The organism is Roseateles oligotrophus (assembly GCF_014204525.1).
In the GTDB taxonomy this organism is placed as follows: Bacteria; Pseudomonadota; Gammaproteobacteria; order Burkholderiales; family Burkholderiaceae_C; genus Paucibacter_A; species Paucibacter_A oligotrophus_A.
In genome coordinates, this window is record NZ_JACHLP010000005.1 from 49,086 (window position 1) to 63,836 (window position 14,751).

The following is a 14,751-nucleotide window of genomic DNA, read 5'->3' on the forward strand; positions in this document are numbered from 1 at the left end:
GATGCGGTGAGTGGATTTTAAGGATTAGGGGGCGCCGGGCTTGATCAGCTTCAGGCCTTTGAAGTAGTCGCGGAAAAAGCCGTCGTCGTTGGTGATCAATGCGCTGCATTGCAGCAGGGCATGGGCGCCGACGATGAAGTCGGGAACGGTGCGTTGGCGAGTACCGCCGCGGCTGCGGTAGCGGCGCTGCATTTCGCCAGCACGGATGGCGGCTTTTTGTTCGATGGCGCTGTAGCTCAGGCCGATTTCTTCCAGGGCTTGCATGGCCTGGTCGCCGCCTTGCAGCGAGGAGCAGACCTCCGCCACCACCACGGCGCAGACCACCACCGGGCCCTGGCTGAGCGCCTCGCGCAAGGCGGCTTCAGCCATTGACGAGCGTGCGCTGCCACTGAGCAGGTCGATCAGGACGGAGGAGTCGATGGCAATCATGGGCGGGCCGGTCTCAGGTTTCTACCGGATCACCAGGTGCCCGGCCGCGAATGGCTCGCATGGCCTCATCCACAGAAGCAAAGCCATCTAACTTGAATTTGCCGCGGGCGCGGGAGATGGCGTCATCGACGTTCTTGCGCAGGATGATGCGCGAGCCGTCCAGTTCGACCTTGAGCGTCGTGCCCTTGCTCAGGCCCAGTGCATCACGCACGGCCTTGGGCAGGGTGATCTGGCCTCGTTCGGCAACGGTCGCTTCCATGCTGGCCTCCGCGGTATGGCGTAAAAAGTATGCATTGATTCTACATACTTTTCATATCAAAGCCAGTGCCCGGCGAGGCGGGCCCATGCGCCGGGCCTTGCCGAGGCTTACTTCTTGACGGGTGCAGCCGTCGCCGCAACTGCGGCGGCCGGGGCCGGGGCGATGCCCAGGCCGCCAGTGGCCTCGATGCCGGAGGCGGCGGCTTCGGCCGCGGCGGCGCGGGCCAGGTCGATCAGGGTGCGCTGCTCGGGGTTGATGCACTCGTCCACCAGGCGCTGGCCTACGTGGGTGTCCATCAGCATGGACTTGTTGGCGATCTGGATCATCAGGGTGCGGCCGGTCACGTCTTCCAGGCGCAGGGCGCCGGTGCTGGACAGCACGGGCTTCATGGTGAAGACCTGCTTCTGCCAGGCCACGTCCAGATAGCCCTCGGTCTTGGGGTGCTTGGTGATGTGGATGGTCTGCTTGAACTCGCAGTCATACTGGCCCATATAGGCGCGCGATGCGGCGTAGAGCTGTTCTTCGTTGGCTTCGGCCAGCACCACGTCGACCGGGGCGGGCTTGGCGGCCGGCTTGCCCTTGACGACCTTGGTGTTCTTGGGCGCCGGCTTGGCCGGGGCGGCAGCCTTGGCGGCGGGCTTGGCTGCGGCCTCGGGGGCCGCCAGCGCGGCGGTGGACAGGCTCAGCAGGCCGCTGCTGCACAGGCCGACGAGGGAGAGGTGCAGCAGGGATTGTTTCAAAGTGCTCATGGCGAAATGAAGAGTCAAAGGTTCAGAGGAAGACGAGGGCGCCTGGCCTGCTCCGCAGGAGTGTGGCCGCGCCGGCTTGGGGTCTTTGCTTGCTGACGAGGGCTGGGGCAGCTTGCCATGCTCGAAGAACTGCGGGTATTCGTGGCTGCACTGCTTGTGCCCTTGTCGGGTGCGGCATTCTCGCTTGCTCCGCGGCTGTGGAGGGGCGGCAGACTGTGTCAAGTCGTTGCCGCTGTCGCTTGAAACAAGCACAGGCCGCCGATTGAGCCTGGGGCGGGCTCAATCCGCCGCGAAATAGGCTTGGCGGATTTCGATCGGCAGGTGATGGCCGGTGCGATGGGCCCGCTCCAGCAACTGCCAGAAGAAGCGATAGCTGGCGCGGTCGTGCAAGGTGTCGCGGTACTGGATGGGTGCCCATTGCTCGGCCTGCGCCGCCTGGATGATCTCGATGGCCTCGTCCAGTTCGGCCACGCTGGGGGCGAAGGCGTCCAGGATCACCTGGATCTGGCCGGGGTGGATGCTCCACATGCGGGTGTAGGCGAATTCGCGTGCGGCGCGGGTGGCGGCGGCGTGCAGGGCCGAGGTGTTCTTGAATTCGGTGACCACGCAATGCGAGGGCGTTTTGGCCTGGCCGTGGGCGGCGGCGGAGATCTCCAGCTTGGCACGGGCAATCAGCGGGTGGCTGAACTGGCCTTCGGCGCTGAGGGCATAGCGCGGGATGGCGCCGCGGTGGGCCGAGACGAAATCCATCAGGCCGAAAGACAGGGATTCGATGCGCGGATGGGCGGCGATGGCCTGCACCTCGCGCAGCGCACCATGGGTTTCGATCAATACATGGATGGGCAGGGCTTTCTTGATGCCATGGCGCAGCAGGCAGGCGTCGATCTGCGCGCAAGCCGCCTGCACCTCGGCCAGGCTGTCCGGCTTGGGCAGCATCAGGAATGCCATGGCCTCGCCGGCCTTGCCGATCAGGGCGTCCACATCGGCCTCGAAGGCGGGGTGGCTCAGCGGATGCACGCGGGCGCCGACCCGGCCAAAGCGGTTGGCGGGGCTCAGCAGCTTCTCGGCCACCATCTCGCGATGCTCTTGCTCGCCGCCGACCGGCGCGCCGTCCTCGAGGTCCAGCGTGATGTCAAACACCGGCCCCAGCTGGGCCTGCAGTTCCAGGCTTTTGTCCATGCGGGCTTCGACGCCGCAGTAGTGGTCAACCACGGGCAGGGGGGAGCTCTGTTCGCTGTCGTCAAACAGGGCGAGCTTGGGGTGTAGAGAGGCGGTCACGATGGGCTGAGGGTGTTTGCAGGCTGGGGCGATATTGCCATACGGGCGTAAAAAAACCGGCCATGTTGCCATGCCCGGTTCTTGCTTGAGCACGTGATCAGATCAGGTGCTTGACGCCGTCTTGTTCGCCCAGCAGCTCGTCCAGGGTCTTCTTGATGCACTCTTGCGAGAAGGCATCGATTTCCAGGCCTTCGACGATTTTGTATTCGCCGTTTTCGCAGGTCACGGGATAGCCGAACATGACTTCCTTGGGGATGCCGTACTCGCCATTCGAGGGGATGCCCATGGTGACCCATTTGCCATTGGTGCCCAGGGCCCAGTCGCGCATATGGTCGATGGCGGCGTTGGCAGCCGAGGCGGCCGAGGACAGGCCGCGTGCGGCGATGATGGCCGCACCGCGCTTGCCCACGGTGGGCAGGAAGGTTTCGCGGTTCCAGGTCTCGTCGTTGATCATGGCCTTGACGGACTCACCACCGATGGTGGCGAAGCGGTAGTCGGCATACATGGTGGGCGAGTGGTTGCCCCAGACGGCCAGCTTTTCGATCTCGGCCACGGCCTTGCCGGTCTTGGCGGCGATCTGCGAAGCGGCGCGGTTATGGTCCAGGCGCAGCATGGCGGTGAAGTTCTTGGCCGGCAGGTCCGGGGCCGACTTCATCGCGATATAGGCATTGGTGTTGGCGGGGTTGCCGACCACCAGCACCTTGACATTGCGCGAGGCGACTTCGTTCAAGGCCTTGCCCTGGGCGGTGAAGATGGCGCCGTTGATGGCCAGCAGCTCCGAGCGCTCCATGCCGGGGCCACGGGGGCGCGAGCCGACCAGCAGGGCGTAGTCGGTATCCTTGAAGGCGGTCTTGGGGTCGCTGTGCGCTTCGATGCCGGCCAGCAGCGGGAAAGCGCAGTCTTCCAATTCCATGATCACGCCCTTCAGCGCGTTCTGGGCCTTCTCGTCGGGGATTTCCAGCAATTGCAGGATGACGGGCTGGTCCTTGCCCAGCATTTCGCCAGAGGCGATGCGAAACAGCAGGGCGTAGCCAATTTGGCCGGCAGCGCCGGTGACGGCAACGCGAACGGGTTTTTTGCTCATGAAAGTGCTCCGAGGGTGTTGAAAGCTTGCAATGAATTCGTGCCAGGACCACGGCAGATTTCGTCATCCGGCCTTGAACCGTGGGTCCTGACCGATTGCCGAGCTTGGCGCTTGCGCGACAAGTGTAGGTGAGTCCAAGGGATTTCCCGAGCATAGCCCGGCCGTCGTCTTGTTTTGGCGCTGAAGATTATCACCGCATGTTGCAAATTGTTTACTGTCTTATGTCTTATAGAAGACATTAGCTGTTTTGCAGGGGCTTTTCATGGACTTGAGGCCGGGCTTGTGCTGCAATATCGGCCATGTCTGCAGTCCCGTCCCGTTTCAGCACCACGAAAGCCGCCACCGAGCGAGAAGTGCGTGGAGCCGGCGGGGCCGCCAACCCTGGCAATCAGGGTGCGTCTGCCGGCCAGGCGGTGGGCTTGAGCCACGCCGGCGGCCCGTCCTTCAGTCCGCTTTACCGCCAGATCAAGGATTTGATCACCGCCAGCCTGCAGGGCGGCGAATGGAAGGCGGGCGAGGCCATCCCCAGCGAGTTGGATCTTGCGGCGAGATTCGGCGTCAGCCAGGGCACGGTGCGCAAGGCGGTCGATGAGATGGCGGCCGAGAATCTGCTGGTGCGCCGCCAGGGCAAGGGCACGTTCGTCGCCACCCATGCCGAGCAAAAAGTTCAGTACCGCTTTCTGCGCCTGATGCCCGACGAGGGCTCGCAAAGCCTGGAGCGCCAGTTGCTGGACTGCAAACGCCTGCGGGCGCCGGCGGCGATCGCCAAGCAGTTGCAGCTGCGGGCCGGCGATCAGATGGTGGAGGTGCGCCGTCTGCTCAAGGCGCAGGGGCGGCCGGTGGTGCTGGACGATATCTGGCTGCCGGGCAATTTGTTCAAGGGCCTGACGACGGAGCGGCTGAACCAGTACCGCGGCCCCTTTTACGGCCTGTTCGAGGCCGAGTTCGGCGTGCACATGATTCGTGCCCAGGAAAAAATTCGCGCGCTGGCGGCCGATGCCGAAGCGGCCGCGCTCTTGCAAGTGCCGCTGGGCGCGCCCTTGCTGAGCGTGGAGAGACTGTCATTCACCTATGGAGATAAGCCGGTAGAGCTGCGCCGAGGGCTCTATCACACCGAATCACACTTTTATCGCAACGAGCTTAACTGACGCTTGCAGCCACGGTTTGGCGTTGCTTCCCCGTGACTCAAAGCATTGCGGCTCGGATGCTGGTCTGCTGCATTGCAATAAACTCCACTAGTTTCATGTTGATTACACAAGGTCGGGTATGACAAACACCACCAAGAACCCCACGGCAAGGCGAGAATTTCGCAATGTCAATTTCTTTTCCGACCTGCCGGGCTACCGTTTGCCGCCCGCCGGCATCGTCTCCATCCTGCACCGCGTCAGCGGCTTGCTGATGTTTTTGCTCCTGCCCTTCATCATTTGGATGTTCGACACGAGCCTGACTTCGGAAATCTCTTACGACGTCTTCACCAATGCTTTCGTGGCTGGCATCGGCTTCCTGCCGGGCTGGTTCGTCAAGCTGGTGGTCTTGGGTCTGATCTGGGGCTATTTGCATCACTTCATCGCCGGCGTGCGCCATCTCTGGATGGATGCCACCCATAGCGTCAGCAAGGAGCAGGGCCATAGCTCGGCCGTCGTGACCTTGGCCCTCAGCGTGCTGCTGACGCTGCTGCTGGGCGCCAAGCTGTTCGGCCTGTATTGAGCTATTGGAGAGAGAAGAAAATGACTACCTATGGTTCCAAGCGTACCGTCGTTGGTGCGCACTATGGTTTGCGTGACTGGCTGGCTCAGCGGGTCACCGCCGTGCTGATGGCCTTGTTCACGGTCGCCCTGTTGGTGCAGGTGCTGCTGCCCGGCCCCTTGGGCTATGAGCGCTGGGCCGGCATCTTTGCCCAGCAGTGGATGAAGTTCCTGACCTTCGTCGTGATCATCTCCCTGGCCTATCACGCCTGGGTCGGTGTGCGTGACATCTGGATGGATTATGTGAAGCCTGTGGGCCTGCGTCTGGCTCTGCAGGTGTTCAGCTTGGTTTGGTTGTTGGGCTGCACCGGCTGGGCAGTCCAAGTGTTGTGGAGAATGTGATGACGGCGGCGACTACTAATTCGGTTCCTAAGCGCAAGTTCGATGTGGTCATCGTCGGCGCTGGCGGCTCGGGCATGCGTGCTTCCTTGCAGCTGTCGCTGGCCGGCCTGAATGTGGCCGTGCTGTCCAAGGTCTTCCCGACCCGCTCGCACACGGTGGCGGCGCAGGGCGGCGTGAGCGCCTCGCTGGGCAATATGTCCGAGGACAACTGGCATTACCACTTCTTCGACACCGTCAAGGGTTCGGACTGGCTGGGCGACCAGGACGCCATCGAGTTCATGTGTCGCGAAGCGCCCAAGGTCGTCTACGAGCTTGAGCATTTCGGCATGCCTTTCGACCGCAATGCCGATGGCACGATCTACCAGCGCCCCTTCGGCGGCCACACGGCCAACTACGGCGAGAAGCCCGTGCAGCGCGCCTGCGCCGCGGCCGACCGTACCGGCCACGCCATGTTGCACACCCTGTACCAGCAGAACGTCAAGGCCAAGACCCAGTTCTTCGTCGAGTGGATGGCGCTGGACCTGATCCGCAACGAGGCGGGCGATGTGGTCGGCGTGACAGCGCTGGAAATGGAAACCGGCGAAGTCCACATCATGGAAGCCAAGACCGTCTTGCTGGCCACCGGCGGTGCCGGCCGCATCTTCGGCGCTTCCACCAATGCCTTCATCAACACCGGCGACGGTCTGGGCATGGCGGCGCGCGCCGGCATCCCCTTGGAAGACATGGAGTTCTGGCAATTCCACCCCACCGGCGTGGCCGGCGCGGGCGTCTTGCTGACCGAAGGCTGCCGCGGTGAGGGCGCGATTTTGCGCAATTGCAACGGTGAGCGCTTCATGGAGCGCTATGCGCCCACGCTGAAGGATCTGGCGCCGCGTGACTTCGTCTCGCGCTGCATGGACCAGGAGATCAAGGAAGGTCGTGGCTGCGGTCCCAACAAGGACTATATCGAGCTGGACATGACCCACCTCGGCGCCGACACCATCATGAAGCGTCTGCCTTCGGTGTTCGAGATTGGCCATAACTTCGCCAACGTCGACATCACCAAGGAACCCATTCCCGTCGTCCCCACCATCCATTACCAGATGGGTGGCATCCCGACCAATATCTACGGTCAGGTCGTTGTGCCCAAGGACGGCAATCCCGATGCGGTGGTGAACGGCCTCTACGCCGTGGGCGAGTGCGCCTGCGTCAGCGTGCACGGCGCCAACCGCCTGGGCACCAACTCGCTGCTGGACCTGCTGGTGTTCGGCCGTGCGGCCGGCAACCACATCGTCGAGTCCGGCCTCAAGACCACCCAGCACAAGCCGCTGCCGGCCGATGCCGGTGCCGAGTCCCTGGCCCGCGTGGCCCGTCTGGACAATAGCAACTCCGGCGAATACGCGCAGGATGTGGCCAATGATCTGCGTCTGGCCATGCAGCGCCACGCCGGCGTGTTCCGCACCCAGGCCACGCTGGACGAAGGCGTGCTGCAGGTCGCCGAGATCGCCAAGCGCGTCAAGAACATCACGCTGAAGGACAAGTCCAAGGTCTTCAACACGGCGCGCATCGAAGCTCTGGAGGTCGAGAACCTGATCGAAGTGGCCCAGGCCACCATCATCTCGGCCGCGGCCCGCCGCGAAAGCCGTGGCGCCCACACCGTGGACGACTACGCGGACACGCCCGAGCATCCGAACGGCCGCAACGACGCCGAATGGATGAAGCACACCCTGTGGTACTCGGAAGGCAATCGCCTGGACTACAAGCCGGTCAAGCTGAAGCCGCTGACGGTGGACTCCATCCCGCCCAAGGTGCGCACGTTCTAAACGGACGTTTGCTCAGCCCAGAATTCAAGGAATAAGACAATGACCAAGCGTACCTTCCAGATCTACCGCTACGACCCGGACAAGGATGCCAAGCCCTATATGCAGACCCTGGAGGTCGAGCTGGACGGCTCCGAGCGCATGCTGCTGGACGCCCTGGGCAAGCTCAAGGCGGTGGACCCGACCCTGAGCTTCCGCCGCTCCTGCCGCGAAGGTGTTTGTGGCTCCGACGCCATGAATATCAATGGCAAGAACGGCCTGGCCTGCCTGACCAATATGCGCACGCTGCCCGGCGTGATCGTGCTCAAGCCCCTGCCTGGCCTGCCCGTCATCCGCGACCTGATCGTGGACATGACCCAGTTCTTCAAGCAGTACAACTCGATCAAGCCCTATCTGATCAACGAGACGCCGCTGCCCGACAAGGAGCGCCTGCAATCGCCCGAAGAGCGCGACGAGCTGAACGGCCTGTACGAGTGCATTCTGTGCGCCAGCTGCTCGACCAGCTGCCCCAGCTTCTGGTGGAATCCCGACAAATTCGTCGGCCCCGCCGGTCTGCTGCAGGCCTACCGTTTCATCGCCGACAGCCGCGACGATGCCACCGCAGCCCGCCTGGATAACCTGGAAGATCCCTACCGCCTGTTCCGCTGCCACACCATCATGAACTGCGTCGATGTCTGCCCCAAGGGCTTGAACCCGACCAAGGCGATTGGCAAGATCAAGGAAATGATGGTGCGCCGCGCCATCTAAGCTGGTCTGTCGCGTGATTCTCAATATGACCGAGTCGATGTCAGAAAATAACTTGATTGATGAGCGGGCTCTGTCCAAACTGCGTTGGCGCTGCCGGCGTGGTTTGCTTGAAAACGATCTCTTCATCGAGCGTTTTTTTGACAAGCACGCTGCCGCCTTGACCGAGAAACAGGCTCAGGGCCTGCGGGAACTGATGGATCTGTCCGATAACGATCTGTTAGACCTGCTGCTGCGCCGCAAGGAGCCCGAGGGTGAGTTGGTTCGTGCCGATGTCATCGAGGTCCTCGCCCTGCTGAGAACCACCGCGACTGCCGTTTAAGAAATACCCAAGAAGCAAAGGAAAAGCCCATGATTCCGTCAGACGTCAAAGCCACCCTGTCGTTCTCCGACGGCAGTCCGAATATGGACCTGCCCCTTTACAAGGGCACCATAGGCCCGGATGTGATCGACATCCGCAAGCTCTACGCCCAGACCGGCAAGTTCACCTACGACCCGGGCTTTCTGTCGACCGCCTCCTGCAACTCCACCATCACCTATATCGACGGTGACAAGGGCGAGCTGCTGTATCGCGGCTACCCGATCGAGCAGTTGGCCACCAGCTGCGACTACCTCGAAACCTGTTATCTGCTGCTGTACGGAGAGCTGCCCAACCCCGCGCAGAAGGAAGAGTTCGTGGCCCGTGTGACCAATCACACCATGGTCAACGAGCAGATGCAGTTCTTCCTGCGTGGCTTCCGCCGCGACGCTCACCCGATGGCGGTGATGACCGGCCTGGTTGGCGCGATGTCGGCCTTCTATCACGACAGCACCGACATCAATAACCCCGAGCACCGCGAGATCGCGGCGATCCGCCTGATCGCCAAGATGCCCACGCTGGTGGCCATGGCCTACAAATACACCGTCGGCCAGCCCTATATCTACCCCAAGAACGATCTGAGCTACGCCGGCAACTTCATGCGCATGATGTTTGCCACGCCTTGCGAGGACTACAAGCCTAACGACGTGCTGGTGCGGGCCATGGACCGCATCTTCATCCTGCACGCCGACCACGAGCAAAACGCCTCGACCTCGACCGTGCGCCTGTGCGGCTCCTCCGGCACCAACCCCTTCGCAGCCATCGCCGCCGGCGTGGCCTGCCTGTGGGGCCCGGCCCACGGTGGCGCCAACGAAGCCGCGCTGAATATGCTGGAAGACATCCAGCGCAACGGCGGTGTGGCCAAGATCGGCGAGTTCATCAAGCAGGTCAAGGACAAGAACAGCGGCGTCAAGCTGATGGGCTTCGGCCACCGGGTCTACAAGAATTACGACCCGCGTGCCAAGCTGATGCGCGAAACCTGCCACGAGGTGCTGGACGAGCTGGGCCTGCACAACGACCCCATGTTCAAGCTGGCCATGGAGCTGGAAAAGATTGCGCTGGAAGACGAGTACTTCGTCGCCCGCAAGCTCTACCCGAATGTGGACTTCTACTCGGGCATCGTGCAGCGCGCCATCGGCATCCCCGTGCCCTTGTTCACCGCCATCTTCTCGCTCGCCCGCACCGTTGGCTGGATCGCCCAGCTGAACGAGATGATCGGCGATCCGGAGTACAAGATCGGCCGTCCGCGCCAGCTCTACGTGGGCGCCACCGCCCGCAACGTCAAGCCCATCGGCGAGCGTTGATCCTCGCGGGCGCACGCCGCGCCCGCTTGGCCCAGGCCTTGCACAGGTCCCGTCCGGGGCTGGTGCAAGGTTTTTTTCTTATGGGTCAGGCCTCGCAATGCCCGGGCTTGGGCTATGCTGCGGGGCGCAAGCAAACGTTTGCCTAACGCCTCTCTTCCAAGACAAGCAGCAGAGTCCCTTCTTGAGCACGATCAAAGATGTGGCCACCCGCGCCGGGGTGTCCTTCACCACGGTTTCGCATGTATTGAACAATAGCCGGCCCGTCAGTGCCGAGGCGCGCCGTCGCGTGCTGGAGGCGGTGGACGAAATCGGTTACTTGCCCAGCGCCGTGGCCCGCTCCCTGCGCACCAGCGAGACCAAGATCGTCGGCGTGCTGGTGCCCAATGTGCAAAACCCCTTCTTCGCCGAACTGGTTTGCGGTGTGGAAGAGAGCTGCCGCCTGGCCGGCTACTCGGTCTTTCTGTGCAATTCCGACAACGACCCCAAGCGCCAGCAGCAATACATGCGCACCCTGCTGGAAAAGCGGGTGGACGGGCTCTTGCTGTCCTCGGCCGGCGACGACGAAGCCCTGGCCCGCATCTTCAAGATGGCGCGCGTGCCGGCCGTGACGGTGGACCGCCTGGTGCCGGGTGCGCGCGCCGACCGGGTCAGCGTCAACAACAGCCAGGGCGCGCATAACGCCGTCTCCCATCTGCTGGAGCTGGGTCATCAGCGCATCGCCTGCATCAGCGGTCCGGCCGAATTCGAGGTTTCGCGCGAGCGCCTGCAAGGTTGGCGCAGCGCCCTGCAAGCGCGTGGCCTGCCCGTAGACGAGAACCTGGTGATTGCCGGCGACTTCAGCAGCCAGGGCGGCTATGCCGCGGCCTGCCGGCTCTTGCAGGCGCAGCGCGAGCTGCCCGCCGCGGCGAAAATCAGCGCCATCTTCGCCAGCAATGACTTGATGGCCATCGGCGCCCTGCGCGCGGCCGCCGAGTTTGGCCTGGCCGTGCCCCAGCAACTCTCGGTGATCGGCTTCGATGACATCGAGCTGGGGTCCTATGTGTTCCCGGCCCTGACCAGCGTGGGCTGCTCCATCAAGGCCCTGGGCCAGCAGGCCGGGCAGATGCTGATCGAGCGCATCGACCAGCCCGAGGCCGAGCTGCGCGAGCTCTTGATGACGCCCAGCCTGGTGCTGCGCGAGAGCACCAGCGCGCCCAGCCTCGGCCTGGGTTCTTCTTTCAAAGCATAAAAAATGACTCAGCAGAATTCCGGCCTGTCCGACTCGACCGCCCTGCCTGCCCAGGTCCTGGTGGTCGGCAGCATCAATATGGATATGGTGGCCCATGCCCCGCGTCTGCCCGCAGCCGGTGAGACCTTGGTGGGCGAGGCTTTTGTGATGGCGCCGGGCGGCAAGGGCGCCAACCAGGCCGTGGCCGCGGCCCGCTTGGGCGCCTCGGTGGCCTTTGTCTCCCGCGTGGGCACGCGCCAGCATGGCGAGGCCTTGCTGCAGGCCTTGCAGGACGAGGGCGTGGACGGCTCCGCCGTGCTGCGCGATGCCCAGGCCTTGCCCGGCATCGCCGTCATCATGGTGGCGAGCGAAGGCGGCGAGAACTCCATCGTCTACGTGCCCGGCAGCAATGCCCAGCTGAGCCCGCAGGACGTGCTGGCGGGCGCGCGCAAATTCCAGGCGGGCACGGTCACCGTGGCCCAGCTGGAGGTGCCGCTGCCGGCCGTCCAGCAGGCTTTTGAGCTGAGTCGCGCCGCCGGTGGCCGCACGGTGCTGAACGCCGCGCCGGCCCTGGCGGTGACGCCCGCCTTGCTGGCCTTGACGGACTGGCTGGTCCTGAACGAGACCGAGGCATTCCAGCTGGCCGGTCTGCCGGCCTTGCCCGAGGAAACTCCGCCTGCGCAATTGCTGAGCCAGGTGGGCGTCGCCGCTCAAGCTTTGCGTCAGCGTGGGGCAGGGCAGGTGCTGGTGACGCTGGGCGGGACCGGTGTGCTGATGTGCGGGGCCGAGGGCCTGCAACATCTGCCGGCCCAGGCCGTCAAGGCGGTGGACACCGTCGGTGCCGGCGACACCTTTGTCGGCGGCTTCGCCACCGGCCTGGCCGAGGGCCTGAGCGCCGTGGACGCCGTGCGTCTGGGCATGGCGGCGGCGGCCATCGCCGTCAGCCGCAGCGGTGTGCAAAGCGCCATGCCCAGGCGGGCGGAGCTGGGCCCGGCTTTCGCGCCCCGCCAGGATTGAGAAAGGTCTGCGATGAAATCCGACACCCGTTTGCAGGTGATTTTTGATACCGACCCTGGCATCGACGATGCCATGGCCTTGTTCCTGCTGGCCCGCCATCCGGCCATCCATCTGCGCGCCATCACCACCGTGTTCGGCAATGCCTCGCTGGCCGTGACCACGCGCAATGCCCAGGCCTTGTGCGGGCTGTACGGCCTGCCGCCCGAGCAGGTCCTGGTGGCGGCCGGTGCGGCCGGCCCGCTGCAGGCCGGCGCCGAGCGCGAGCATTCCACCCATGTCCATGGCGAAGACGGCCTGGGCGGCGAGGCGCAGAGGGCGATCGATGCCCGCAGCGCGCTGCACCCCTTGGACCCGCGCCCGGCCTATCAATTGATCTGCGATCTGGTCAATGCCCAGCCCGGCCAGATCACGCTGATTGCCGTCGGCCCGATGACGAATCTGGCCCAGGCCCTGCGCCACGACCCCGGCATCGCGGCCAAGGTCAGGCAAGTCATCGTGATGGGCGGAGCCTTCGGCATCCAGGGCCGCAGCGGCAATGTGACGCCGGTGGCCGAGGCCAATATGATCAACGACCCCGAGGCGGCCGACATCGTGTTCGGCGCCGAATGGCCGGTGGTCATCGTCGGTCTGGACGTGACCCAGGCCGTGGTGATGGACGAGGACTACCTCGCCGGCCTGCAAGGCCGTGGTGGCGCGGTCGGTGATTTCCTCTGGCATGCCACGCGCCACTACCAGGACTTCTACCACTCGGTCGATGGCATTCGCGGCATCTACTCGCACGACGCCAGCGCGATCGCCTATGCCGTCGTCCCCGAGGCCTTCGAGCTGCGCGCCGGCCCGGTGCGCGTCGCCCTCGAAGGCATTGCGCGCGGCCAGACCATCCAGAAGCTGCGCCCGCCCGGCCCCGTGGCCGATGCCTGGACGGGCTGCCCCGCCCAGCAGGTCTGCATCGCTGTGGACAGCGCCCGTGTGCTGGCCTTGTTCGACCAGGTGTTTGACGCCTAACATCATGCCTCATGGCCTTCCGCCCCCCTCGGGAGGCCGTTCATTTTGGAGTTCCCCATGTCCGCACAAACCACCATCCTCAAGGCCCGCTGGCTGCTGCCCATGAGCCCGGGCAGCCAAGTGCTGAACGAGCATGCCCTGGTCATCCAGGGCGAGCGCATTGCCGCCATCCTGCCCTGGGCGCAGGCGGCCCAACAGTTCCCGGACGCGGCCACGGTGGAGTTGGGCGAGCATGTGCTGATCCCCGGTCTGATCAATGCGCACACGCACTCGGCCATGTCCTTGCTGCGCGGCGTGGCCGACGATGTGCCGCTGATGGACTGGCTCAACAACCATATCTGGCCGCTGGAGAAGAAATGGGTCAGCGAGGACTGGACCTACCAGGGCTCCCTGCTGAGCGCCTGCGAGGCCTTGCGCGGCGGCGTCACCTATCTGAACGATATGTATTTCTTCCCGACCGCGATGGCGCGGGCGGCGCTGGACAGCGGCCTGCGCGCCGGTGTCTCCATCAATGTGATCGACTTCCCCACCGGCTATGCCGCCAACGCCGGAGAGTACATCAGCAAAGGCCTGGAGGCTTACGAGCAGTACAAGGGCGAGAAGCTGCTGGACTGGACCTCGGCCCCGCACGCGCCCTACACGGTGTCCGATGAAACTTTCATCCAGCTGCGCGATCTGCGCGACCGCCTGGGCCTGCAGATGCACTGCCACATCCACGAGACCCAGTTCGAGGTGGATGAGAGCGTCAAGCAGCATGGCATGCGCCCGCTGGAGCGCTTGAACAAGCTGGGCCTGCTGGATTCGCGCATGATGGCCGTCCATATGGTGCATCTGAACGAGGCCGAGATCGCCATGCTGGGCCAGCAAGGCGTGCATGTGGTGCACAACCCCAACTCGAATATGAAGCTAGCCTCGGGTGTCTGCCCGGTGACGGCGCTGGAAGCCGCCGGTGTCAACACCGTGCTGGGCACCGATGGTGCTGCCTCCAACAACCGCCAGGATATGTTTGGCGAGATCCGCGCCGCCGCCTTGCTGGCCAAGGGCGTGACGCAGAACTCCACCACCGTCTCGGCCCGCACGGCGCTGGAGATGGCCACGCTGCGCGCCGCCAAGGCCATGGGCCGCGAGGCCGATCTGGGCTCGCTGGAAGTGGGTAAGCTGGCCGATGTGGTGGCCGTCAGCCTGGCCGCGCTGGAATGCCGGCCGGTCTACAACCCCGAGGCCCAGCTGGTCTATGTGGCCGGCCGCGAGCATGTGTCCGACGTCTGGGTGGGCGGCAAGCAGCTGCTCAAGAACCGCCTGCCGACCCAGCTCGATCAGGCCGCGGTGCTGGACCGCATCGAGGCCATCGTGGCCCAGATGAAGGCGCAGCGCTGATCGATTCAGCAAGGCCCGCATAGCGGGCCTCTTGCCGATGAGCTGGCCGGTGAA

General features: G+C 64.3%; 16 protein-coding genes. 11 read left to right on the forward strand and 5 right to left on the reverse strand.

Translation table 11 applies throughout. The features are described from left to right. Positions 1-24: 24 nt before the first annotated feature. The 5 genes from HNP55_RS12750 to HNP55_RS12770 form a co-directional block, all read right to left on the reverse strand. The gene (locus HNP55_RS12750; protein WP_184299871.1) at positions 25-429 is read right to left on the reverse strand and encodes a type II toxin-antitoxin system VapC family toxin; all 405 of its coding nucleotides are present in this window, start codon (positions 427-429) and stop codon (positions 25-27) included. Between the two features lie 13 nt (positions 430-442). Beyond that, complete coding sequence (locus HNP55_RS12755) at positions 443-688, reverse strand: AbrB/MazE/SpoVT family DNA-binding domain-containing protein (RefSeq protein WP_184299873.1); 246 nt, start codon at positions 686-688, stop codon at positions 443-445. A gap of 107 nt (positions 689-795) precedes the next feature. Beyond that, positions 796-1,437, reverse strand: a complete 642-nt coding sequence (locus tag HNP55_RS12760; RefSeq protein ID WP_184299875.1) for a hypothetical protein — start codon at positions 1,435-1,437, stop codon at positions 796-798. Positions 1,438-1,716: 279 nt separating this feature from the next. Then, complete coding sequence (locus HNP55_RS12765) at positions 1,717-2,715, reverse strand: HpcH/HpaI aldolase/citrate lyase family protein (RefSeq protein WP_348648698.1); 999 nt, start codon at positions 2,713-2,715, stop codon at positions 1,717-1,719. 97 nt (positions 2,716-2,812) lie between these two features. After that, the gene (locus tag HNP55_RS12770) at positions 2,813-3,799 is read right to left on the reverse strand and encodes a malate dehydrogenase (protein ID WP_184299880.1); all 987 of its coding nucleotides are present in this window, start codon (positions 3,797-3,799) and stop codon (positions 2,813-2,815) included. 299 nt (positions 3,800-4,098) lie between these two features. On the opposite strand from HNP55_RS12770, the gene HNP55_RS12775 reads away from it, so the two are divergent. The 11 genes from HNP55_RS12775 to HNP55_RS12825 all read left to right on the forward strand — a co-directional run bounded on the left by HNP55_RS12775 (position 4,099) and on the right by HNP55_RS12825 (position 14,697). After that, positions 4,099-4,947 (forward strand): GntR family transcriptional regulator, encoded by an 849-nt coding sequence (locus HNP55_RS12775; RefSeq protein WP_184299881.1) that lies wholly within the window; start codon positions 4,099-4,101, stop codon positions 4,945-4,947. 118 nt (positions 4,948-5,065) lie between these two features. Beyond that, on the forward strand, positions 5,066-5,506 hold the full coding sequence (gene sdhC, locus HNP55_RS12780; protein WP_184299883.1) for a succinate dehydrogenase, cytochrome b556 subunit: 441 nt from the start codon (positions 5,066-5,068) through the stop codon (positions 5,504-5,506). Positions 5,507-5,526: 20 nt separating this feature from the next. After that, positions 5,527-5,886, forward strand: a complete 360-nt coding sequence (gene sdhD / locus HNP55_RS12785) for a succinate dehydrogenase, hydrophobic membrane anchor protein (protein WP_184299885.1) — start codon at positions 5,527-5,529, stop codon at positions 5,884-5,886. Further along, positions 5,886-7,688: a succinate dehydrogenase flavoprotein subunit gene (gene sdhA, locus HNP55_RS12790; protein WP_184299887.1), complete on the forward strand. Its 1,803-nt coding sequence runs from the start codon at positions 5,886-5,888 to the stop codon at positions 7,686-7,688. The genes sdhD and sdhA overlap by 1 nt, the downstream gene beginning before the upstream one ends. A gap of 39 nt (positions 7,689-7,727) precedes the next feature. Then, positions 7,728-8,432 carry a succinate dehydrogenase iron-sulfur subunit gene (locus tag HNP55_RS12795; protein ID WP_124451023.1) on the forward strand — a complete coding sequence of 235 codons (705 nt, stop codon included), beginning with the start codon at positions 7,728-7,730 and terminating at the stop codon, positions 8,430-8,432. 25 nt (positions 8,433-8,457) lie between these two features. Next, positions 8,458-8,751, forward strand: coding sequence for a succinate dehydrogenase assembly factor 2 (locus HNP55_RS12800; protein WP_246448391.1), 294 nt, complete (start codon positions 8,458-8,460; stop codon positions 8,749-8,751). A gap of 29 nt (positions 8,752-8,780) precedes the next feature. Beyond that, positions 8,781-10,091 carry a citrate synthase gene (gene gltA / locus HNP55_RS12805; RefSeq protein WP_184299889.1) on the forward strand — a complete coding sequence of 437 codons (1,311 nt, stop codon included), beginning with the start codon at positions 8,781-8,783 and terminating at the stop codon, positions 10,089-10,091. Positions 10,092-10,272: 181 nt separating this feature from the next. After that, positions 10,273-11,319, forward strand: a complete 1,047-nt coding sequence (locus tag HNP55_RS12810; RefSeq protein ID WP_184299891.1) for a LacI family DNA-binding transcriptional regulator — start codon at positions 10,273-10,275, stop codon at positions 11,317-11,319. 3 nt (positions 11,320-11,322) lie between these two features. Beyond that, a complete protein-coding gene (locus HNP55_RS12815; RefSeq protein WP_221439575.1) occupies positions 11,323-12,315 on the forward strand; it encodes a ribokinase in 993 nt (330 codons plus the stop codon). A 12-nt stretch (positions 12,316-12,327) separates the two neighbouring features. Further along, positions 12,328-13,320 (forward strand): nucleoside hydrolase, encoded by a 993-nt coding sequence (locus tag HNP55_RS12820; protein ID WP_184299893.1) that lies wholly within the window; start codon positions 12,328-12,330, stop codon positions 13,318-13,320. A 57-nt stretch (positions 13,321-13,377) separates the two neighbouring features. After that, positions 13,378-14,697: a TRZ/ATZ family hydrolase gene (locus tag HNP55_RS12825; protein ID WP_184299895.1), complete on the forward strand. Its 1,320-nt coding sequence runs from the start codon at positions 13,378-13,380 to the stop codon at positions 14,695-14,697. Positions 14,698-14,751 lie beyond the last annotated feature (54 nt).